Here is a 22,135-nt window from a genome sequence, read left to right as displayed (position 1 = left end):
TCACTGACAATACCCGTTTCGCCAGTCACGGAGGTACTCCGGTGGGTCTGCCGCGCGCGGTCCGCGTCCTGCTCCTGGCCCGCGTCGTGAACCGGCTCGGCGCCTTCTCCGTCCCCTTCCTCGCCGCCCTGCTCACCACCGACTTCCACACCGGACTCGCCTCCGCCGGAGCGGTCACGGCGGCCTTCGGGCTGGCCTCCATCCCCTCCCGGCTGATCGGTGGGCGGCTCGCCGACTCGCTGGGCGCCCGCCGCACCGTCGTCCTCGGCCTCACCGGCTGCGCCCTCGCCCAACTGGGCCTGGCCGCCGCCCGGTCCCTCGGCACGGCCGCGCTCGCCGCCGTCGCCCTGGGGCTGGCATTCGAACTGTACGAACCGCCCAGCCAGGCACTGCTGGCCGACCTCGCGGGAGCGGCCGGGAGGGTGCGGGCGTTCAGCCTCTTCAACGCCGCGCTCGCGCTCGGCGGCATCGGCGCCGGGCTGCTCGCCGCACTCCTGGGCCGCTGGGACCTGCGCTGGCTGTTCGTCGCCGACGCCGTGAGCTGCCTGCTGTGCGCGGCCCTGGTGCGCTTCGCCGTCCCGCCCGGCCGGAGGACGGGCCGCACCGGCGGCCCGGCGGCGGCCGCCGTGACGCCGTGGCGGGACCGCCGACTGCTGGTCATGCTGGCCCTCGGCACCGGCTACGCCCTGCTCTACCTCCAGATCCTCACCGTGCTGCCGCTGTCCCTCGCCGCCCGCGGACTGCGCACCGCCGACGCCGGAGTGCTCTTCACCGTCTCCGCCGTCACGGTGGTCTGCGGGCAGCCGCTGCTGCGCCTGCGCCGGGTGGCCGCGCTCCCCGCGCACACCGCGCTCGTCGCGGGCCACCTGCTGCTCGCGGCCGGGCTGCTCGGTTACGCGGCCGCCCACGGCCTGCCCGGCGCGGCCGCCGCCACGGTGCCCTGCGGGCTGGGCGAACTGCTCGTCATGGGCCGGGCGTACGCGCTCGTGGCCGACCTCGCCCCGGCCGCCGCGACCGGCCGCTACCTCGCCGTCTTCGGCACCTGCTGGGGCTTCGCCGGAGTGGCCGCCCCGCTGCTGGGCACGCAACTGCTCGCCCGTACGGGGCCGGGCCCGCTGTGGTCCGCGATGGCGGCCCTGGCCCTCGCCCTCGCCGCCGCCCAGTTCCTCACCCCGCGCCCGCACCCGGCCAAGGACCCGGCACCCGGCGCGACATCCCCGGCCGGCGGACGGATCGCGGGCGAACCGGCGGGGTGAGCGGAGGCCGCGACGTACGCGGGTCCGGTCCCGGCGGCGACCGCGCCCTCGGCCCTCGGGGTGAGCGGGGGGCGGGGCGGCGCGAGACTCTTGGCCCGGCCCGCGACCGGATCCCGGGGCCGAGGGCAACCGCGCCCCGCCTGGTGCCAGGGCGGCAGGCGGACGTAACCGCCCCGTCCGCGCGGTCGCGGCACGAAAGCCGGTGCCGACCGGCCCGGGAGCGCGCGTCCGCCCCTCGGGCGAGGGCGGCGTGCTCAGTCCGCGGCGACCTTGACGGGCTGACCGCCGGTCAGGCTCACCAGCTGGTCGAAGGTCAGCGGCATCACGGTGTGCGGGGTGCCCGCGGCGGTCCAGACCACCGCGTGCTCGCGCAGCGCCTCGTCGATCACCGTGCGCACGGGTGCGGGGTGGCCGATCGGGGCCACTCCGCCGATCGCCTGGCCGGTGATCCGGCGGACCTCGTTCGCCGAGGCCATCGCGGCCTCCAGCACCCCGGCGCTCGCCGCGAGCAGCGCGGTGTCGACGCGGTGCCGCCCGCTCGTCATGACGAGCAGCGGTTCGCCGTCGGCGAGGAAGAGCAGGCTGCTGGCGATGGCCCCGACCGGGCAGCCGAGCGCCGCCGCGGCCTGCGCGGCGGTACGGGCGGAGTCCGGCAGCTCGTGCACGCGGACGTTCAGCCCCGCGTCCTCGAGCTGCTGCTGAACGATGCGGCTGCGGGCGGGCAGTTGCCGGTCGTCGGTCATGGTGGAGCGTCCCTTCCGCGCGGGCCGGTCGGTCGGCCCGCGCCGTGTCGGTGTGCGGTGGTTCGGTGCTCGGGTACGCGAGTACGCGGGTCTGCAGGTACGTGCGGGACCCGCGCGGGGTCCGGCGTTCATCCGGCGGCGTCCTCCGGGCCGCCGTCCGGGTAGTGCATGAGGAGGACGATCTCGGCGGGGCCGCCGAGCGCGCGGAAGCGGTGCGCCCGGTCGCCCGGGTAGCGCAGGCTCTCCCCGGGACCGAGGTCGCGCCCGGCGCCCGCGGGTCCGACGCGGACCCGGCCGCGTACCACGGTCACGGTCTCCTCGACGCCCGTCGCGTGCGGCGCCGAGTCCTGCCGGGTCTCGGCCAGTTCGGCCCGGTAGACCTCGACGAGCTGCGGTCCGGCCGGCCAGCGGCCGAGCAGCACCGCCGCGACGGAGTCGCCCCGGACGGCACCCGTACCCGGGGGGCCCGCGGCGGACGGTCCGTCCGGCAGCAGCGCTCCGAGCGGGGCGTCCAGCGCGGTGGTGAGCGCGAAGAGGGTGTCGAGCCGGGCGCCGCGCCGGTCGTTCTCCAGCTCCGAGATCGTGCCCTTGCCGATCCCGCTGCGCCGCGCCAGCTCGGAGAGCGTGCATCCGCGCTCGTCCCGCAGCCGCCGCAGCCGCGCGCCCAGCGTCTCGTCCATCGCACCCCCACCACCGTTCTGTTAACAGAACGCTAGCACGCCGTGCGGGAGTTCTCGTACCGCCCGGCACGGCGGAACCGCCCGGACGCGGCCGCCGTCCGGTAATTCCCCTTCCCCGTTTCCCTTTTCGGTTTCCGGCAGAACCCTTGCCAGTCCATCAGAGGCCGCCCTATCCTCACCGCAAACAGAAAGCGCTTTCTAAATCGGGGGCTTATTCCGGAAGGAGAAACACCACGATGAGACGAGCAGCAGCCCTCCGGCTCGGCGCGGTCAGCGCGACACTGGCCCTCGCGGTCGCGAGCGGCTCGGTCCTGTTAGGCCGCCAGGCGGCGACCGCGGCGACGGCGACCGGCGCCACCGGCTACGCGAGCCAGAACGGCGGCACGACGGGCGGCGCGGGCGGGCAGACCGTGCGGGCCACCACCGGCGCGGAGATCAACGCGGCCCTGTGCAACCGGGCGAGCACCAGCACCCCGATCGTCATCCAGGTCGAGGGCACCATCAACCACGGCAACACCGCCAAGGCGTCCGGCAGTTGCAGCACCGCCGACGACGTCATCGAGCTCAAGCAGATCAGCAACGTCACGATCGAGGGCGTCGGCGCCGGCGCGGTCTTCGACCAGCTGGGCATCCACGTACGGCAGGCCAGCAACATCGTCATCCAGAACGTGACCGTCCAGAACGTCAAGAAGTCCGGCTCGCCCACCTCCAACGGCGGTGACGCCATCGGCATGGAGAGCGACGTCCACAACGTCTGGGTCGACCACGTGAGCCTGCTGGCCTCCGGCGGCGAGGACCAGGGCTACGACAGCCTCTTCGACCTCAAGGACAACACCCGGTACGTGACGCTGTCCTACAGCACGCTGCGCGACTCCGGCCGCGGCGGCCTGGTCGGGCACAGCGACTCCGACCTGTCGAGCAGCTTCATCACCTACCACCACGACCTGTACGAGAACATCGACTCGCGCGCCCCGCTGCTGCGCGGCGGCACCGCCCACATGTACGACAACTACTACGTGAGCCTCAACAAGTCGGGCATCAACCCTCGGGCCGGCGGCCACGCGAAGATCGACAACAACTACTTCAAGGACTCCAAGGACGTCATCGGGACCTTCTACACCGACCTGATGGGCTACTGGCAGGTCAGCGGCAACATCTACGACAACGTGACGTGGACCGCCGACGGCACCGAGAACCACCCCGCCGGGCCGGACCCGCAGTCGAACACGACGGTGAGCATCCCGTACTCCTACCCCATGGACCCGGCCAGCTGCGTGCCGTCGGTCGTCACCCAGACGGCGGGCGCGGGCAAGGGCCTGCGGGTGTCGGACGGCAACTGCGCGACGCAGTCGCCGACCGCGCCGCCCACCACCCCCACCCCGAGCACGTCCACCACGTCCTCCCCCACCACGCCGCCGACCCCGCCCGGCGGCGCCAACCTCAGCCTCGCCGCCGGGGCCGGCGCCGACGGCTCCAGCAAGGCCTCGGGCACCAGCTACGGCAACGTCCGCGACGGCGACCCGGCCACCTACTGGTCGCCGGACGGCACGACCGGTTCGGTCTCGGTCAAGTGGGGCTCCGCGACCGCGGTGTCCTCGGCCGTGATCCGCGAGTCCGCCGGGGCGACCGGCCGCATCGGCTCCTGGAACCTGGTGGACGCCGACACCGGCGCGGTCCTGAGGTCCGGCAGCGGCGCTGGCACCGTCACCTTCCCGCAGACCTCGCTGAAGAAGATCACCTTCCAGATCACCGCGTCGTCCGGCACTCCCCAGGTGGCCGAGTTCGAGACGTACGCCTGATCCGCATCCGCGTTTTCCGAGCAAGCGCTTTCCCTCACATGCCCGGCGGGAATCCCTTTTCCCGCCGGGCATGTGCCTCGGCTAACTCCCCGCCGCCGCGGCGGCCAGGTGCGGGAAGCGGAATTCGGTGCGGGTGTGGTGGGCGGTCGCGGGGCGCAGGACGGTGGAGGGGTAGCCGGGGCGGTTCGGGGAGTCGGGGAAGTGCTGGGTCTCGAAGCAGACACCGGTGTGGCGGGTGTACGGGGTGCCCTGCGGGCCGTGGTGGGTGCCGTCGAGGTTGTTGCCGGTGTAGAGCTGGAGGCCGGGTTCGGTGGTCCAGACCGTCATGCGGCGGCCGCTCGCCGGGTCGTCGACGCGGGCGGCGCGGCGCAGGGCGCCGGGGGCGGGCGCGGGGTCGAGGACGTAGCAGTGGTCGTAGCCGCCCGCGGCGGTGAGCTGCGGGTGGTCCTCGGCGATGCGCGCGCCGATCGGGCGCGGGTCGGTGAAGTCGAAGGGGGTGCCGGCCGCGGGCTCCTCGGGGCCGAGCGGGATGGCCTCCGGGTCGACGGGCAGGTAGGAGGCCGCGTCGAGCGCGAGGACGTGGCCGAGGACGTCCCCGGCGCCGGCTCCGGCGAGGTTGAAGTAGGCGTGGTGGGTGAGGTTGACGACCGTGGGGCGGTCGGTGCCGGCCCGGTAGTCCAGGGCGAGGGTGCCGTCGGCGTCCAGAGTGTAGGTGACGCTGACGTCGAGGGCGCCGGGGAAGCCCATGTCGCCGTCCGGGCTGTGCAGGTCGAGGACGAGGGAGACCGTGCCGTCGTCGGCGCGCGGGCCCGGCCGGGCCTGCCACAGCCGGCGGTGGAAGCCGTCCGGGCCGCCGTGCAGGGCGTGTCCGCGGTCGTTGGCGGGGACGCGGTGCACCGCGCCGTCCAGGGTGAAGCGGCCGCGCGCGATGCGGTTGGCGTAGCGGCCGACGACCGCGCCCAGGAAGGGCTGTTCGGCGGCGTACTCCGTCATCCCCGGCAGACCGAGGACGATGTCGGCGGACCGCCCCTCGGCGTCGGGCACCCGCAGGCTGTGCAGGGTGGCGCCGTAGGTGAGCACCTCCGCGCTGACCCCGCTCGGGGAGCGGAGCGTCCAGCGGTGCACGGTCTCGCCACCGGGGGCGGTGCCGAAGGGCGCGCTGACGAGGGAGGCACGGGGCATGGTCGTCCTCGGGTACGGGCGGCCGGTACCGGCCGCGGTCGACTGGGGAGGGGGCCAGCATGTCAGGGCCTGGCAGGCGCCTGATCAGCGGGTTCCCGGTTGCCGGGGCGGGTTCAGCTTCTGCGCACGGCGGTGGACTCGCGGGCGATGAGCCGGTAGCCGGGCTCGATACGACGCGGGGCGGGGGGTTCCGCGCCGTCCCGCCGGTCGATGCGCTCGACGAGGCAGTCCACGGCGAGCCGGGCGAGGGCCGCCTTGTCCGGGGAGACGGTGCTGAGCGACACGTTCCCGTAGCGGCCCTCCTCGATGTCGTCGAAGCCGACGACGGCGACGTCGTCGGGCACCCGCAGGCCGCGTTCGACCAGGGTGCGCATCGCGCCGATGGCCATCAGGTCGTTGTACGCGAAGACCGCGTCGGGGCGCTCCTCGCGGTCGAGCAGCGCGGCCATCGCGGCGGCGCCGTCCCGCCGGTCGAAGCCCTCGGTGGCCACGACCATCGACTCGTCGGGTTCCAGCCCGGCGGCCAGGATGGCCTGGCGCCAGCCGCGCAGCCGCAGATGGGCGGGCTGCCGGGTGCTCTCCCGGCGGGCGCCGAGGTAGGCGATCCGGGTGCGGCCGATGTCGAGCAGGTGGCGTACGGCGGCGCGGGCCGCCCCGACGTTGTCGACCATGATGTGGTCGTACGGGGCGTCGTACTCGCGCTCGCCCAACAGCACCATCGGCGGGCCGTCGCCGCGCTCGGCGAGGTCCTCGTTCTCCAGCCGGATCGGGCTGAGGATCAGCCCGTCGATGACATGGGCGCCGAAGCCCCGGGTGACGAGCACCTCCTTCTCCCGCGATCCCGCGGTGTGGTCGAGCAGCACGGTCAGGCTGTGCCGGGCGGCGGCGTCGATGACGGCGCCCGCGACCTCCGCGAAGTACGGGTTGCCCAGTTCCGGGATGGCCAGCGCGATGATGCCGGTGCGGCCCTTGCGCAGATGGCGGGCGGTCAGGTTGGGGCGGTAGCCGAGGTCGTCGATCGCGCGCTGGACCCGCGCCCGGGTGGTGGGTGTGACGTGCGGGTAGTCGTTGACGACGTTGGAGACGGTCTTCACCGACACGCCGGCGCGCAGTGCGACATCTTTGAGGCTGACGCCCACGGCTTTCCTTTCTTGCGGGCTCTGGGTGGCGGGACGGGCCCGGCCGTGCGGTCACGGCCGGGCCCGGCACGCCGGGCACGGGCGTCCGGAGCGGTCACTCCAGTTGCTGGGTGCGGCTGAGCAGGGTCTGGAGCAGCACTACCACAGCGAGGAATCCGCCGTTGACGGCGTCGGTGAACGCCGATCCGTACTGCGAGAAGTAGTGGTCGATCAGATTGTGGATGACGGCGAGCAGCAGCACGCCGCAGGCCGTGCCGCCGACCGATCCGCTGCCGCCGGTGAGCAGGGTGCCGCCGATGACGACGGCGGCGATGGCGGTCAGTTCGTAGCCGACGCCGATCGTGGTGACGCCGGAGCCGAGCCGGGCGCCGCCGAGCGCCCCGGCCGCGGCGGCGAGGGTGCCGGACAGCGCGTAGACCAGCGTCTTGGCGCGGGCGACGGGCAGGCCGAGCAGCCCGGCGGCGTTCTCGTTGCCGCCGATCGCGGTGAGGGTGGCGCCGAAGCGGGTACGGGTGAGCAGCAGCGCCCCGAGCAGGAACAGGCCCGCGACGATGAGCACCGGCGTCCACACGCCCTCGCCCAGCGAGCGGAAGGCGGAGTGCTGCGGGACCAGGTAGGTGGTGGAGCCCTCGTCGGTGACGGCCTGCATCAGCCCGCGCAGGCCGAGCAGCCCGGCGAGGGTGACGATGAAGGGCGCCATCCGGCCGCGGGCGATGAGCAGTCCCTGGAGCGAGCCCCAGGCCGCGCCGACGGCGAGCGGCAGCACGATCGCCAGGGCGGTGCCGTGCCGGGAGCCGTAGGCGCCGAGCACACCGCCGAGGGCGTACATCGAGCCGACCGACAGGTCGATGCCGCCGGTCATGATGACGAAGGTCATGCCGAGGGCGAGCAGCCACACGAAGGCGTTGTTGCCGAGGATGCCGCTGATGTTGGACCAGGTCGGGAAGGTGGACGAGGTCGCCGAGGCGATGGCCACGACCAGCGCGAGGACGGCGAGCGCGCCGAGTCTCTGCACCCGGGCGGCGATCCGCTCGCCGGAGGTGGCGCGGGGTGCGGTGGCGGCGGCCGTGGTGGTGGGCGGCGCTGCGGTGGAGGTCATCGGGCACCCCGTTCCTGCGAGGCGTAGACGGCGAGGGCGATGATCGCGGCCTCGACCATCTGGGTGTAGGACGTGTGCACGTTGTGCTGGGTCAGCACGGCGGTGATGAGCTGCATGAACAGCGCGCCCGCGACGGTGCCGAGGACGCGCACCCGGCCGCCGCTGAGCGGTGTGCCGCCCACGACGACGGCGGTGATGGCGCTCAGCTCCATGTTGAGGCCCTGGTTGGCGGGGTCGGCCTCGGCGCCGTGCCCGACGATGAGCACCCCGGCGAGCGCGGCGAGCACCCCGGAGATCACGTAGACGGTGACGAGCACGCGCCGCACCGGGAGGCCCGCGAGCCGGGCGGCGGGGCGGTTGTCGCCGATGGCGACGAGTTGCCGGCCGAAGGTGGTGCGCCGCACCAGCAGGCCGGTGAGCAGCGCGCAGACCGCGGCGATCCAGGCCATCTCGGGGATACCGGCGACGTTGCTCGTGCCCAGGTCCAGCAGGGCGCCGTCGGTGACGGGCTTGGCGGAGGCGCCGTTGACGATCTCGGCCAGGCCCCGTACGCCGATCATCAGCGACAGCGTCGCCACGATCGGCTGGACGCGGGCGAAGGCGACCATGGCGCCGCCGACCGCGCCGGAGGCGGCACCCATCAGCAGCGAGACGGCCAGCACGCCCGGCAGGCCGTAACCGGCGTAGAGCGGGACGGCGGAGGCGGCCAGCGCGATGACGGCGCCGACCGACAGGTCGATGCCCTCGGTGCCGATCACCAGTGCCATGCCGAGCGCGACCAGCAGGGTGGGGGCGACCTGGAAGAGCTGGACGCGGATGTTGCTCATCTCGACGAACGAGCTGTCGAGCCCCACGGCCACCAGGAAGAGCACGACGAGGGCCGCGTAGACGCCGTAGTCCTGCATCATGCGCAGCAGCCGGGCGCGGTCCGGGACCGCCCGGCCGCTCCAGGTGAGGGAGGTCATCGCCGGTTCTCCTTGGCGGGTGCGGGCCCGGCGGCCGGGGCGGCGGCCCCTGCTCCGGGGTCCGGGTGTTCGGGGTCCGGGTCGTCAGGGCCGTCGGGGCCGTCGGGGCCGTCAAGGCCGGAGTCGTCGGGGCCGGTGTCGGGGTCCGGGTCGTCGGGGGACAGTGCGGGGGCGGCGGCGAGGGCGTCGAGCAGCCGCTCCTCGGTGACGTCCTCGCCCGCCAGGTGGCCGACGACATGGCCGTCCTTGAGGACGACGACGCGGTCCGAGCCTTCGATCAGCTCCTCCAGGTCGGAGGAGATGAGCAGCACGCCCAGGCCGTCGGCGGCCAGTTCGTCGATCAGGGCCTGGACCTCGGCCTTGGCGCCGACGTCGATGCCGCGGGTCGGCTCGTCGAGCAGCAGGGCCTTGGGGTTCAGGCACAGCCAGCGGGCCAGCAGCACCTTCTGCTGGTTGCCGCCGGACAGGTCGCCGACCCTCTGGTCCGGCCCCGACGCCTTGATGCGCAGCCGCTTCATGAAGAAGTCGACGACCTCGTCCTGCCGTTCCCGGGAGACCAGGCCCGCCCGGGACAGCCGCGGCAGCGCGGCGAGCGAGATGTTCTCCCGCACCGACAGGCTGGGGATGACGCCCTCGGCCTTGCGGTCCTCGGGCAGCATCACGACCCCGGCCCGGATCGAGGCGGCGGGGCTGCGGCGGCGCAGTTCCTTCCCCTCGATCTCGACGGTGCCGCTCTCGGTGCCCAGGGCCCCGACGATCGCCTTGGCCGTCTCGCTGCGGCCCGCGCCCAGCAGGCCGCCGAGCCCGACGACCTCGCCGGGCCGGACGTCCACCGAGACGCCGTGCACCCGGTGGCGCACGGTCAGGTCGCGGGCCCGCAGCACCGGTTCGGCCTCGGCGCCGTCGCGGCGGGCGGCGTCGAAGGCGGTGGTGCCCTTCTCCCGGACGGCGCCCATCTCCCGGCCGAGCATGAGGGAGATGAGCCGGAGCCGGTCCAGGCCCGCCATGTCGCCGGTGTGGACGACGGCGCCGTCCCGCATCACCGTCACCCGGTCGCACACCGCGTACAGCTCGTCGAGCCGGTGGCTGACGTAGACCACCGCGATGCCCTGCCGCTTGAGGCCGCGGATGACGGAGAAGAGGGTGTCCACCTCGCGGGGTTCGAGCGAGGAGGTCGGCTCGTCCATGATGACGACCCGGGCGTCGATCTGGACCGCGCGGGCCAGCGCGACCATCTGCTGCGCCCCCAGGCCCAGGGAGCGCAGCGGGCGGGTGACGTCGACGTCCACGCCGTAGCGGCCGAGGATCTCGGCGGCCCGCCGGTTCATCCCCGCGACGTCCACCAGGCCGAAGCGGCGCGGCTCGCGGCCGAGGAAGAGGTTGCGGGCCACCGACATCAGCGGGATGAGGTTGACCTCCTGGTAGATCGTGGAGATGCCCGCGGCCTGCGCCTCCAGGGGGTTGCGGAAGTCGCGGTCCCGCCCGTCCAGCCGTACCGTGCCGCGGTCCGGGCGGTGGACGCCGGTCATCACCTTGATGAGGGTGGACTTGCCCGCGCCGTTCTCGCCGATGAGGGCGTGCACCTCGGCGGGCCGCAGCGTGAAGCCCACGTCCCGCAGCGCGTGCACCCCGGCGAAGGCCTTGTCCACCCCCGCGACCTCCAGTACGGGGCCCGCGCCGGCCGCCTTCTGCTGCTGGACCAACTCTTCCTCCTGGTAGGGGTACGGACCGACGGGCGGGCCCGGCGTCAGTACACGAGGCCCTGGTCGAGAGCCTGCTGGGCGTTGGCGGTGGTGAAGTGGCCGTCCTTGATGATCACCTTGTCCGGCACGCCCTTGGTCCCGTAGAAGTCCTGGAGGGACTGGAAGGCGAGCGGCCCGAAGCGCGGGTTGGTCTCGATGTCGGCGGCCAGCTGGCCCGCGGCGACGTCCTGGACGGCCTGCTGGATGCCGTCGATGGAGACGATCTTGACGTCCTTGCCGGGCGTCTTGCCGGCGGCGCGGATGGCCTGGACGGCGCCGAGCGCCATCTCGTCGTTCTCGGCGTAGACGGCGTTGATGTCGGAGTGCGCCTGGAGCAGCTGCTCCATCACCTTCTGGCCGTCGGTCTGGGCGAAGTTGCCGGTCTGCGAGGCGACGACCTTGATGTTCGGGTACTTCGCCTTGACCTGGTCCTGGAAGCCCTTGGTGCGGTCGGTGGTGACGTTGTTGCCGGGGGTGCCGGTCAGGATCGCCACATGGGCGTTGCCGCCGGTGGCCTGGGCGAGGTCGTCGGCGGCGATCTGCGCCTGGCCGTAGAAGTTCGAGCCGATGAAGGCGACGAAGTCGGTGCAGGCCGTGCCGGTGACGGTCCGGTCGATGGTGAGGACCGGGATCTTCTTGGCCTTGGCCTGGGCGAGGGCCGGGCCGAGGCCGTCGGAGTTCTCCGGCGCCACGATCAGGACCTTGGCGCCCTGCGCGATCATGTCCTCGATCTGCGAGTTCTGCGTGTTGACGTCGGCGTTGGCGTTGCGCTCGATGAGCTTGACGCCGAGCTTCTTGGCCTCGTTCTCGATGCTCTTGGTCTCGGTCGCGCGGAACGGGTTGCTCGTGGACTCCGACTGGGAGAAGCCGACCACCGTGCTGCCGTCGGTGATGTCCAGCTTGGGGACGCCGCCGCCGTACTGCTGGAAGCCGCAGCCCGCGCCCGACGCGGAGTCGGTGGGGGTGACGACCTGCTGGGCGGCCGCCGTGTTGTCGGCCGCGGAGGACGAGGGGTCCGACGCCTTGGAGTCGTTGCCCGAGTTGGTGCAGGCGGAGGCGGCCAGGCACAGGCCGGCGGCGAGCACGGCGGCGGCGACGGACCGGGCCGGCGGACGGGTGGTCATACGACGGATCACATCCTCATCGAGGTGGTCGTGACGAGCGGTCGGGAACGGGCGGAGCCGGCGACCGGGGGAACGGGCGGAACCGGGTTCCGACCGGTCGTGCGGGGAGGGCGGACCGGGCGGGAGCGGAGCCGTACAACGATGTAGAGGGACGATCGAGTATCGGACAGGGAGGTGTCAAGACGCGGTACGAAAAGCGTCCCCGGAAGGGCCCCGGAAGAGGGCTCGCGAGGGCCGTCCGCAGGCCCTGCCGCACCCCCGCAGACCCGCTCCGAGCAGCCACAGTTCACCAACGGAGCGTTAAATGGCCTGTTCAAGCGGTTGGGTTGAGAGAGCGTCACCCAGCCTGCGGCCCCTCGTGGCGGCGAACACGATTGCCGCTGCGAAAGGTCTGGACAGGCCGCGCGAGGCATGCTGTCATCGTGCTGCCCAACGCTTTACATCGTTGAACGGCATGATCGAACGAGCGCAGTGCACGACCCTCTGACGGGTGGCGGCGGTGGTGGTGCCTCCGCCGCCGCCACCTGCACGGCGCCCAGCGGGTCGGCAACCGCCGCCCGCCGCTCGGTGGCCGGGCGGCAGCTCCCTTCCCCCACTCCACAGGAGCGCGTCATGCGACAGACACCACGTGCCACGTCCGCACCACCCGGCACGGCAACCCCCCGCACCATGTCCCCGCACACCCCGCAGGGCCGCACGGCGTCGTCCCGTGCGGCGGCCCTCCTCACGGCGGTGCTGCGCCGCCCGGCCCACGCCCTCGGGTCGGCCGTGGCCGTCCTGGCACTGGTGCTGGGCACCCTCCTCGCGCTGCCGGCCACCTCCCAGGCGGCCGGCTCGCTGCCGTGCGACATCTACGCGTCCGCGGGCACCCCCTGCGTGGCCGCGCACAGCACGGTGCGGGCCCTCTTCTCCGGCTACAACGGCCCGCTCTACCAGGTCACCCGCGCCTCGGACGGCGCGACCGCCGACATCGGGCTGCTGGCCCAGGGCGGTTACGCCGACGCCGAGCACCAGGACACCTTCTGCGGCGGCACCACCTGCCGCATCAGCAAGGTCTACGACCAGACGAGCCGGCACAACGACCTGCTGCCCGGCCCGGCCGGAGGCGCGGGCGGCGTGGACCGCGGCGCGGACGCGAGCGAGATCGCCGTCCACGCGGGCGGCCACAAGGTCTACGGCATCTGGGTCTCGCCGGGGGTCGGCTACCGCTACACCGGAGTCGCCTCGGGTGTCGCCGTCAACGGCCAGCCCGAGGGCGTCTACATGGTCGCCAGCGGCACGCACGTGGGATCGGACTGCTGCTTCGACTACGGCAACGCCGAGAGCACCCCGTACGACACCGGCAACGGCCACATGGACGCCGTCAGCATCGCCACCACCTGCTACTTCTCCCCCTGTACCGGCTCGGGCCCCTGGGTCGAGGCGGACATGGAGAACGGCATGTTCCAGGGCGACAACGGCTCCAACACCGCCAACCTCGGCAACAGCAGCCCGTACGTCACCGCCGTGCTGAAGAACAACGGCCAGACCACGTACGCGATCAAGGGCGGCAACGCGCAGAGCGGCGGGCTCTCCACCTGGTGGAGCGGCGGGCTGCCGACCCGCAGCGGATACCGGCCCATGCAGCAGGAGGGCGGCATCATCCTGGGCACCGGCGGTGACAACAGCAACCGCAACATGGGCACCTTCTTCGAGGGCGCGATGGTCGCCGGTTACCCGACCGACGCGGCGGAGAGCGCCGTGCAGGCGAACGTCGTGGCGGCGGGCTACAGCGGGCAGACCAACGTGCCCAACGGCCCGCAGGGGACGATCACCGGTCCCGGCGGCAAGTGCGTGGACGTCGCCGCGGACGACACCGGTACCAACGGCACCGGGGTCCAGCTGTGGGACTGCCAGACCTACGCCGAGGACCAGCACTGGGCGCACAACGCCAACGGCTCGCTGAGCACGATCGGCCGCTGCCTGGACATCAACGGCAACGGCACGGCCAACGGCACCGAGGTCGAGCTGTGGGACTGCAACGGGGTGGGCGGCCAGAAGTTCGTGCAGCGCGCGGACGGCTCGCTGTTCAACCCGCAGTCCGGCCGCTGCCTCGACTCGCCGAACGGCGCCACTGCCAACGGCACCCGGCTGCGCATCTGGGACTGCAACGGCTCCGCCGCCCAGCGCTTCACCGTCAACGGCGGCGCCCCGGTGGCCGCCCCCGGCGGCAAGTGCGTGGACGTCGCGTCCGACGACACCGGCACCAACGGCACCGCGGTACAGCTGTGGGACTGCCAGTCCTGGGCGGTCGACCAGCACTGGTTCCACAACGCCAACGGCTCGCTCGGCACGCTCGGCCGCTGCCTGGACATCAACGGCAACGGCACCGCGAACGGCACCCAGGTCGAGCTGTGGGACTGCAACGGCGCCGGCGGGCAGGTCTGGAACCAGCGCTCGGACGGGACGCTCTTCAACCCGCAGTCCGGCCGCTGCCTGGACTCCCCGAGCGGGGCCACCGCCAACGGCACCCGGCTCCAGATCTGGGACTGCAACGCCTCCGCGGCCCAGCAGTTCGCCCTGAGCTGACCCCTCGGGGCCCGATCGGGACGGCCCGGGGCACGGGGGTGCGGCTCCCCCTGTGTCCCGGGCCGTCCGCGCGTCCCGGCGAAACCCACTGGCGCGGGGACGCGGTGACGGTCGAGCATGCGGGTCATGAGCGATCGACCCGAGCGATGGACGCAGGCCACCGTCTACCCCGACATGTGGACCGACCCCGACGACGACCCGCGCGAGAGCGGCAGCAGCCCGGAGGGCGAGGTGGCCACGCTGCACGACTACCTGACGCACTACCGGATGACCGTGCGGATGAAGTGCGAGGGCCTGGACGCGGAGCAGCTGGCCCGGCGTTCCGTACCGCCCTCGACCATGTCGCTGCTCGGCCTGCTCCGGCACCTCGCCGAGGCGGAGCGGGACTGGCGCAACTGGCTCGGCGAGGGCGAACCGGAGCCGAAGCTCTACGGCCCGAAGGACACCGACTTCCTCGGCGCCGTCGCCGACCCGGCCGTGGTCGAGGCCGCCTACGCCCACCTGGAGCGCGAGCAGGCCGCGACCGACGCGGCGCTGGCCGCCCACCCGGACCCCGGCGAGCGGGTCGGCGCGGAGGGGATCGCGATCCGGGAGATACTGGTGCACCGGGTCGAGGAGTACGCCCGGCACAGCGGCCACGCCGACCTGCTACGCGAGTGCGTCGACGGCCGGGTCGGGCAGTGACCCCGGGCCGCAAGCCGCGAACTCCCCGCCGCCGGGCGGCGGGAGACCGGGACGCCGCACTGTCGGTGGCGGGCCGTACCCTGTGCGGGTGACGGACGCACGACTGGACGCGCTGCTGTCGGCGGCCGAGCCCGGCGACGAGCAGCGGATACGGGAACGGCTCGGCCTGCCCGGCGCCGAGGGCGATCCCCAGGACGTCCGGCCGCCCGCGCTGTGGAGCGCCGTGCGGTGGGTCGCGTCGGCCAGGGTGCCCGCCGCTGTGGCGCTGTGGATGCTGGAGTGCGACCGGCCGGAGATCAACGAGATCGTCTACATGGGCGCACGGGTGAGCCCGGCCGTCCGCCGGGACATCCGGCTGGGCCTGCCGTTCGGCGACCCGGGCGGCGAACTGCTCCAGGTCCCCCGGCAGGTCCGCACCGCGCGTTCCGAACTCGCCGACGTCGGCGCCGACGAGGCCGTCGCCGCGCTGCGCGCGGTGACGACGATGAAGGCCGGACGGGCGGCCGCAGCGCTCGTCCGGCGCGAGCACTGGGACACGGTGGACACCGCGGACCGCTCCCGCCCGCTGCCGGGCTACGCGCGCTGGGCGCTGGCGATCCGGATCGACTGCCCGCACGCGCTGCGGGAGCGGCTCGGCGCCGGGCACCCGTCGTTCGCGCACCGGATGCGGCAGGCCGGGATCATCTCCCGGCCGGGCACGTACGTCCGCGAATGGGGCCCCGCGCGCGATGTGCTGGAGGTGCTCGCCGCCGGGCGGTGGGCCTTCCCGGCCCGGCTGCGGGAGGCGCGGGACGAGCTGCGCCCGCTGGTCCGCGACCGGCTCGGCGGGAACACCGAGGCGTGGGCGGTGGCGGCCCAGTTGCTGCCGACGTTCGCCGGGACGGTGCCGGAACTGGTCGTGACGGCCGGCGCCGTCGCCTGAACCGCCGTACCGGCGCGGCGCGTCGCGTCGGTCCGCCGGTGCGGACCGGACGGCGGAGGGTGCGGGGCGGCTGGATTCGAACCAGCGTGATCCGGTTTTGGAGACCGAGCGTCTGCCTCTGCGCTACGACCCCGCGTGGCGATCCTAGGACGCGGCAGCCCTGTGGAAAACCCGGCGGCGCTGTCGCGGCCGGCTGGTACCAATGGATGCGTCGGATCGGAGCAGGGCAAGCACGGGGGGCGGGGCACATGGGGTACGGGGAGCGGGTGCGGCACCGCCGTGTCGTCGACCTGGCGGACCGCCGGGCACTGGAGCGGTGGCGGCCGGCCGACGCCGAGGTCACGGCCGAGGCGCGGCGGCTGAAGGAGGCGGCGCTGCTGGACTTCGGGCTGCGCGAGTCGGCGGTGGCGTCCTGGCTGTACGCGAAGTGCCGGCACCAGATCGCGACCACAGCGGTCGGCACCGCCGCGGTGGTGGCGAGCGGCGACGGCAGCTGCCTGCTGCTGTACAACCCGGAGTTCTTCGTGGCCCTGGGCCTGGACGGGGTGAAGTTCGTGCTCTTCCACGAGGCGCGGCATCTGGTGCACCGCCACCTGTTCGCCGAACCGGAGCTGCGGGCCGACCCGGTCTTCACCCTCGCGGCGGAGGTGTCCATCAACCATGTCGCCATGGTGCGGCTCGGCCGCGACACCCTGCCCCTGGTCGACGGCGAGCCCACGGGGATCGACCCGGCGGGCGTCCACCGCGCCTACACCGAGGATCTGCTGGCCCACGGCCGGGATCCGGTGGACTACGCGGCGTTCACCGCCACCGACATGTCCGTCTTCCGCGAGCTGAAGCGGATGCGGCATCCGCCGGTGCCCGAGCCGCTCTGTCTGCACCTGACCGACGCGTCGGTGCCCGCCGACGAGGAGACCGTGGCCGGGACGGCCGATTCGGTACTGCTCAACGCGCTGCTGGCGGCGCGCCGCGGGCACGCCGGGGCCGAGCGCGAACTGCTGGACCTGATGAACCGCACGGAGGGGGCCGGCGAGCGGGTCTCCCGGCTGTGGGGGCGGCTCGGGGCGGGCGTGCTGCGCGGCACGGCCGCCGCCACCGGCCGGGTGGACTGGTGGCAGCGCTGGCTGGTGGACGTCCTCGCGTCCAGGCTGCGGGAGGGCGAGCGGCTGGTCTACCCCAAGAAGCGCGGGGCGCTGCTGGCCGCGCTCGGCGCCGACCCGATGCTGTCGCGCCGCGGCCCGGTCCGGGACAAGGTGCTGGTCGTCGCGTACGACACCTCCGGCTCGATGCCCGGCCACGTGGTGCACTGGCTGACGCAGCTGGTCGGCGGGATCGACGGGGTGCAGGCGCACTGGCTGTCCTTCGACGGCATGGTGATGCCCTTCCGCCCCGGCGAGCGGGTCCACGGCGGGGGCGGCACGAGCTTCGCCGCGGTCGCCGACTACGTGGAGGGCCGCACACCCGTGGACGGGCGGCTCTTCGAAGAACGGCCGGACGCGGTGGTGGTCCTCACCGACGGCTACGCACCGCACATCACCCCCGCCGAACCGGACAAGTGGATCTGGCTCATCACCGAGGGCGGCGACGACTGGCCCGACGCCCACCACCCGCCGATGGCCTGCCATCGCGTCACGACAGGATCGACATGACCACCACCGTCACCCCGCCCCCGCCGCCGGGCCCGCCCCCGGTGCCGCGCGCGTGGCGGCCGAACGCCACCTACCCCCGGCCGCCGGAGGGCGCGGCGGCCGTCTCCCGGCTGGAGTCGTTCATCGACGCGATGATCGACATGGGCCAGACCGGACAGGTCTTCGGCGAGCACGGCATCGGCAAGACCGCGACCTTCTTCTCGCACATCGCCGAGGCCTACCCGCAGGCCGCGCTGGTCTTCGTCCCGGCGGCGAACCTGACCCCCGACGACCTGCTGGTCAACGCGCCCGTGCGGGACCCGGAGACCGGCGAACTGGTGCTGCGCCAGCTGGTGATGAGCCAGCTGAAGCCGGGCAGGCCCTTCGTGCTGCTCATCGACGACTCGCTGCAGGCGGGCGAGACGATCCAGAGCCAGCTGATGCAGGTCGCGTGCAACTGGACGCTGGGCGAGTACGACCTGCGCGCGCTGGGCTGCGTGGGCGTCTTCCTGACCGACAACGAGTCGCTCGCCGAGACCGCGGCCCGGCGCAGCGACCTCGCGATCCTGGACCGTATGGTGACCGTCCGGATCACCGCCAACGACACGGCGTGGCGCGTCAAACTCGCCCAGAAGTACCGGGACTGGGATCTGACCGGGGTGTTCGCGGTGTGGGCGTCCCTGTCCCCGGCGCTGCGCGAGGCGCTGTCGCCGCGGACGGTGGACCATGTGCTGGCCAACGCCCGCGAGGGCTTCCCGCTGCGCTGGGGGCTGCCGCTGGTCAACGGCGAGCGGCTGCGGCTCACCGAGCCGCAGCCCGACGGCAGACCGGGCCCGGACCGCACGGCCGAGGTGCTCGACCGGCTCGCGGCCGCGCTCGGCGTGCCGAACCCGGCGACCGTCTCCGACCCGGTGCGCAAGGTGCTGCGGGCCGCGCTGCGCAACCGCTGGTCGGTCCTGCTCCAGGGCCCGCCCGGCTGCGGGAAGACGGAGCTGGTGCGGCAGACGGTGCGCGACGAGCTGGGCGGCCGGGAGGCGCTGTACTTCTCGCTGCCGGTCACCAACGTCGAGGATCTGTGCGCCCCGGTGCCGACCGCCGACGGGTCGCTGGACAACCTGCTGGCCCGGGGCTTCACCGGGCCGGAGCCGAAGGTGATCGTCTGGGACGAGTACAACCGCCCCAAGGACAAGGCGGCGTTCGCCAAGCTCATGGAGATCACCCAGGAGTGGTCCCTCGCGGGCCGCCCGATACCGGGGCTGCGGGCGCAGATAGCCCTGCAGAACCCGCCGTACCACCTGGGCCGCAAGCTCCAGGTGGCGCGCAACAACATCGCCCAGGCCACCCGCTTCACCGCCTCGCTCACGGTGGAGCCGCAGGACATCCCGGCGAACGAGTGGCTGATCGCGAAGTACGGCGCCGTGGCCGAGACGGTGCTGGAGTGGTGGAAGCACGACATCGACGAGGAGGGGCGCGCCTGGATCACCAAGCGCACGATGGAGCGGCTGGTCAAACTGCACCAGCGGGGGCTGCCGCTGGAGATGGGCACGGTCTACCTCGGTGACGGCGAGTACGCGCCCGTCCCGCTGACCGCGCTGGCCGAGCGGCTCAGCAACCGGCCGGTGACCGGCCTGCGGGAGCTTGCCGCCGACGTCGGCCGCTGGGAGGAGCGGCTGCGGCGGGCGGCCGAGGGCTCCAGCGAGGGCGGCGCGGACAGCGACGTGGTGCACCAGGTCATCGCCAACGCCGAGCTGTCGCAACTGCGGCGGCACCGCAAGGCGGTCACGCGGCTGGTGGCGCTGCTGCCGCCCAAGCTCCGGGCGACGTACCTGGTGGGCGCGTCGGACGCGCACCAGCGCTTCTGGATCGAGGTGTTCGCCGCGCTGCCGCGCTGAGCCCCCGCGTCCCGCGCCGGTCCGCGGCCGGTCAGCCGCCGGTCAGCCCGGCGTGGGCGGCGCGGTGCGGTGGACGCTGCGGACGGCCGCGACGTCGGGCGGTGTGGCGGGCATCGGCACATGGGCACTGAGCGCGTCGAGGCGGCGGCGCACGCTGGTGGCGATGCCCTTGCCGAGGACGAAGCGGGTCGCGCTCGCCGCCGCCGGGGCCGCGTCGAGCAGCCGGTGCGCCTCCCGGCTGCGCATGCCGGTGTGGGAGAGCACGAGGTAGGTCAGCCGGTGCGGGGCGGCGGCCAGGGCCCGCCCGATGGCGGTGGCGGCCTCGGTGTCGACGCGGTTGTCGGGGGCGCCGAGGGTGCCCGCGGCCCTGACCCGGCCGAAGTCGAGCAGTTCCACACCGGCCGCGGCGGCGGCCATGGCCAGCCGGGCGGTGGCGCGCGGCCCGATGCCGTTGCTGGCGACCGACAGCCGGGTCAGCCGCCCGTGGGGAGCGCGTTCGAGCGTCTCGGCCAGCAGCAGGGCGCCCTTGTCGCCGAGCCCGCACGCGGAGGCGTACAGCTCGCCGAGCGCCCCGGCCGCGACCAGGGCGGCCAGCGGCGCGGCCCCGGGGGCGCCCAGCGGATTGCCGCCGACGTAGAGCCGCTCGATGCGGCGGCCGCCCGCGGCCGCGGTGAGCAGCGCCTCGGCCAGCACCACCGCGCCCAGCGCGTCCAGGCCGGTCTGGACGAGGTCGAGGGTGCGCAGCGCGGCCGCCGCGGCGACGAGTTCGGCGGCCGCCCGCCCGCCGCCGGTGCCCAGCGGGTTGCGCTTGAGCCACACGCCGGTCACGACGTGCTGCGAGGCCCGGACGCTGTCGGCGATCCGGCAGGCCCCGGCGGCGGTGATGCCGTTGCAGCCGAGGTAGAGCGTCTCCACGGAACTGCCCGCGGTGCGCTCGGCGATGTCCGCCGCCCCCTCGTCGCCGAGCCCGTCGGTGCCGAGCAGCAGGTGCCGCACGCCGCCCGCCGCCGTCCCCGCCGCTGTTCCCGCCGCCGTCCCGGCCGCGTCCGCCGTGGGCCGCAGCGCCTCCGCGACGAGCCGGGCGCCTTCGGGCCCGAGGGCCTGTTTGCACAGGTCGAGCCGCCCGTCGGGCAGCGCGGTCCCGGCGGGGAAGTCGAGCCGTCCGTCGGCCGGGCCGCCGGTGCGCAGCCAGGCCAGCAGCGGCGCGAGGTCCCGTACGGAACGCGGGACCACGGGCGGCACCCCGGCGTACTCCCCCGCGCCCGGGAACCCCCCGCCCGCGTCCTCCTGGCCCGGCGTCACCATTCCGCCTCCCGGTAGTCCTTGAGGAACACCCCCGACACCGGGTCCCCGGCCTCCCCGCGCACGATCGGGTCGTAGACGCGGGCGGCGCCGTCCACGACGTCCAGCGGGGTGCGGAAGCCGTGGGCGGCGATCCGTGACTTCTTCGGCGCCGGGTTCTCGTCGGTGATCCACCCGGTGTCGACGCTGCACATGTGGACGCCCCGGGCGGCGAGTTCGGGCCCACTGGTGCGGGTGAGCATGTTGAGGGCGGCCTTGGCCATGTTGGTGTGCGGGTGGCCGGAGGTCTTGTTGCGCACCGCGAAGCGGCCCTCGACGGCGGTGACGTTGACGATGTAGCGCCGCGGGCGGGGCGAGGCGAGCAGCAGCGGCAGCAGCCGGTCGGCGAGCAGGGCGGGGGCGAGGGCGTTGACGAGCTGTGTCTCCAGCAGTTCCGCCGGGTCGAGGTCGCCGATCCTGGCCGACCAGGAGTTCGCGGGTGCGAGGTCGGGCAGCAGCCCCGCCTCGTCCGTCAGGGCGCCCGCCCCGCCCTGCGGTGCGAGGCCGAGCACCGCCCGGACACCGGCCGTGCCCTGCGTGCGCGCGCCCGGCAGGGCGGACACCGGGCGGTACCCGGGGGCGTACAGCACCCCGGCGGGCGGCGGCCCGCTCTCCCCGGCGGCGAGCGCCGCGTACGACTCCGGCGGGCGGCGCACGGTCTGGGCGGCGTTGTTGACCAGGATGTCCAGCGGTTCGCCGGCCGCCGTCAGGTCCGCGCACAGCCCGATGACCTGGCGCGGGTCGCGCAGGTCGACGGCGACGACGGTGAGCCGGTCGAGCCAGTGCCGGCTTCCCTCGGCGGCCCGGAAGCGGCGCAGCGTGTCGTGCGGGAAGCGGCTGGTGACCAGGACGTCGGCGCCGTCCCTGAGCATCATCAGCGCGAGCTGGAAGCCGATCTTCACCCGGCCGCCGGTGAGCAGCACCCGCCGGCCGCGCAGGTCGGTGCCGAGGGAGCGGCGCGCGGTGTTGTCGGCGGCGCAGTGCGGGCACAGCGCGTGGTAGAAGGAATCGGCCTGCCGGTAGGCCGACTTGCAGACGTAGCAGCGCCGCGACCGCGGGTAGTCGCCGGGCCCGCCGGTGCCGGGGGCGGGCAGTGCGAGCGGCGCGTCCTCGCGCCGCTCCCGGGCCCCGGTCGCGGTGGCCCCCACGACGGCGGCCGCGCTGTCGGCCCGCTCCTGTACGCGGACCCGCTTGCGCTGCCGGCGGCCGTCGCGCACGAAGGACGCGGCGACCTGTTCGGCGCGCAGCCGTACCGGGTCGTCGGCGGGCAGCGCGCGCAGCCGGCCGACCGTGCGGTGGAAGGCCGCCAGTTCGTCGTCCGGGACGTGTCCCTCCCCCGTCACGCCCCGCTCCCCTCGTCCGAGACCGTGG

The 22,135-nt window shown here is 74.0% G+C and carries 17 protein-coding genes and 1 tRNA gene; 7 read left to right on the top strand and 11 right to left on the bottom strand.

From position 1 onward, the window contains the following. Positions 1–41: 41 nt before the first annotated feature. Positions 42–1,256, top strand: coding sequence for an MFS transporter (locus ACWERV_RS23845; RefSeq protein WP_452936356.1), 1,215 nt, complete (start codon positions 42–44; stop codon positions 1,254–1,256). A gap of 254 nt (positions 1,257–1,510) precedes the next feature. Here ACWERV_RS23845 and ACWERV_RS23840 read toward each other — a convergent pair whose 3' ends face one another. Together ACWERV_RS23840 and ACWERV_RS23835 are read right to left on the bottom strand one after the other, a co-directional pair. After that, positions 1,511–1,999 (bottom strand): YbaK/EbsC family protein, encoded by a 489-nt coding sequence (locus ACWERV_RS23840; protein WP_452936353.1) that lies wholly within the window; start codon positions 1,997–1,999, stop codon positions 1,511–1,513. Positions 2,000–2,127: 128 nt separating this feature from the next. Then, positions 2,128–2,679 (bottom strand): helix-turn-helix domain-containing protein, encoded by a 552-nt coding sequence (locus ACWERV_RS23835; protein ID WP_452936351.1) that lies wholly within the window; start codon positions 2,677–2,679, stop codon positions 2,128–2,130. A gap of 236 nt (positions 2,680–2,915) precedes the next feature. Here ACWERV_RS23835 and ACWERV_RS23830 point away from each other — a divergent pair, with 236 nt between their 5' ends. Further along, complete coding sequence (locus ACWERV_RS23830; RefSeq protein ID WP_452936348.1) at positions 2,916–4,478, top strand: pectate lyase family protein; 1,563 nt, start codon at positions 2,916–2,918, stop codon at positions 4,476–4,478. 81 nt (positions 4,479–4,559) lie between these two features. Here the strand turns inward: ACWERV_RS23830 and ACWERV_RS23825 are convergent, their stop codons facing one another. The 6 genes from ACWERV_RS23825 to ACWERV_RS23800 all read right to left on the bottom strand — a co-directional run bounded on the left by ACWERV_RS23825 (position 4,560) and on the right by ACWERV_RS23800 (position 11,729). Next, positions 4,560–5,660, bottom strand: a complete 1,101-nt coding sequence (locus ACWERV_RS23825; RefSeq protein WP_452936345.1) for an aldose epimerase family protein — start codon at positions 5,658–5,660, stop codon at positions 4,560–4,562. A gap of 113 nt (positions 5,661–5,773) precedes the next feature. Further along, positions 5,774–6,799 (bottom strand): LacI family DNA-binding transcriptional regulator, encoded by a 1,026-nt coding sequence (locus ACWERV_RS23820; RefSeq protein WP_398189880.1) that lies wholly within the window; start codon positions 6,797–6,799, stop codon positions 5,774–5,776. 94 nt (positions 6,800–6,893) lie between these two features. Further along, positions 6,894–7,898: an ABC transporter permease gene (locus tag ACWERV_RS23815; RefSeq protein WP_452936342.1), complete on the bottom strand. Its 1,005-nt coding sequence runs from the start codon at positions 7,896–7,898 to the stop codon at positions 6,894–6,896. After that, positions 7,895–8,863 carry an ABC transporter permease gene (locus ACWERV_RS23810; protein WP_452936339.1) on the bottom strand — a complete coding sequence of 323 codons (969 nt, stop codon included), beginning with the start codon at positions 8,861–8,863 and terminating at the stop codon, positions 7,895–7,897. Before ACWERV_RS23810 ends, ACWERV_RS23815 begins: the two co-directional genes overlap by 4 nt. Then, positions 8,860–10,566, bottom strand: a complete 1,707-nt coding sequence (locus ACWERV_RS23805) for a sugar ABC transporter ATP-binding protein (RefSeq protein WP_452936336.1) — start codon at positions 10,564–10,566, stop codon at positions 8,860–8,862. Before ACWERV_RS23805 ends, ACWERV_RS23810 begins: the two co-directional genes overlap by 4 nt. Before the next feature lie 44 nt (positions 10,567–10,610). After that, positions 10,611–11,729: an ABC transporter substrate-binding protein gene (locus ACWERV_RS23800; RefSeq protein WP_398189868.1), complete on the bottom strand. Its 1,119-nt coding sequence runs from the start codon at positions 11,727–11,729 to the stop codon at positions 10,611–10,613. A 669-nt stretch (positions 11,730–12,398) separates the two neighbouring features. On the opposite strand from ACWERV_RS23800, the gene ACWERV_RS23795 reads away from it, so the two are divergent. From ACWERV_RS23795 to ACWERV_RS23785, 3 genes are all read left to right on the top strand, one after another. After that, positions 12,399–14,297 (top strand): arabinofuranosidase catalytic domain-containing protein, encoded by a 1,899-nt coding sequence (locus ACWERV_RS23795; protein ID WP_452936417.1) that lies wholly within the window; start codon positions 12,399–12,401, stop codon positions 14,295–14,297. Positions 14,298–14,423: 126 nt separating this feature from the next. Then, positions 14,424–14,981: a mycothiol transferase gene (locus ACWERV_RS23790; protein ID WP_452936332.1), complete on the top strand. Its 558-nt coding sequence runs from the start codon at positions 14,424–14,426 to the stop codon at positions 14,979–14,981. An 88-nt stretch (positions 14,982–15,069) separates the two neighbouring features. Further along, positions 15,070–15,903 carry a hypothetical protein gene (locus tag ACWERV_RS23785; protein WP_452936329.1) on the top strand — a complete coding sequence of 278 codons (834 nt, stop codon included), beginning with the start codon at positions 15,070–15,072 and terminating at the stop codon, positions 15,901–15,903. Between the two features lie 60 nt (positions 15,904–15,963). Here ACWERV_RS23785 and ACWERV_RS23780 read toward each other — a convergent pair. Further along, a tRNA-Trp gene (locus ACWERV_RS23780) sits at positions 15,964–16,038 on the bottom strand. Positions 16,039–16,151: 113 nt separating this feature from the next. On the opposite strand from ACWERV_RS23780, the gene ACWERV_RS23775 reads away from it, so the two are divergent. Then, entirely contained in the window at positions 16,152–17,552 is a 1,401-nt protein-coding gene (locus ACWERV_RS23775; protein WP_452936327.1) for a vWA domain-containing protein, read from the top strand. After that, the gene (locus ACWERV_RS23770; RefSeq protein WP_452936325.1) at positions 17,549–19,423 is read left to right on the top strand and encodes an AAA family ATPase; all 1,875 of its coding nucleotides are present in this window, start codon (positions 17,549–17,551) and stop codon (positions 19,421–19,423) included. Before ACWERV_RS23775 ends, ACWERV_RS23770 begins: the two co-directional genes overlap by 4 nt. 42 nt (positions 19,424–19,465) lie before the next feature. Here the strand turns inward: ACWERV_RS23770 and ACWERV_RS23765 are convergent, their stop codons facing one another. Both ACWERV_RS23765 and ACWERV_RS23760 read right to left on the bottom strand, forming a co-directional pair. After that, the gene (locus tag ACWERV_RS23765; protein ID WP_452936323.1) at positions 19,466–20,728 is read right to left on the bottom strand and encodes a ribonuclease inhibitor; all 1,263 of its coding nucleotides are present in this window, start codon (positions 20,726–20,728) and stop codon (positions 19,466–19,468) included. Continuing rightward, complete coding sequence (locus tag ACWERV_RS23760; protein ID WP_452936321.1) at positions 20,722–22,107, bottom strand: SDR family NAD(P)-dependent oxidoreductase; 1,386 nt, start codon at positions 22,105–22,107, stop codon at positions 20,722–20,724. Before ACWERV_RS23760 ends, ACWERV_RS23765 begins: the two co-directional genes overlap by 7 nt. Positions 22,108–22,135 lie beyond the last annotated feature (28 nt).

The sequence above is a fragment of the Streptomyces sp. NPDC004031 genome (assembly GCF_053604375.1).
Note: the sequence above shows the minus strand (reverse complement) of the source record. Positions and strands in the feature narration are given on the sequence as shown.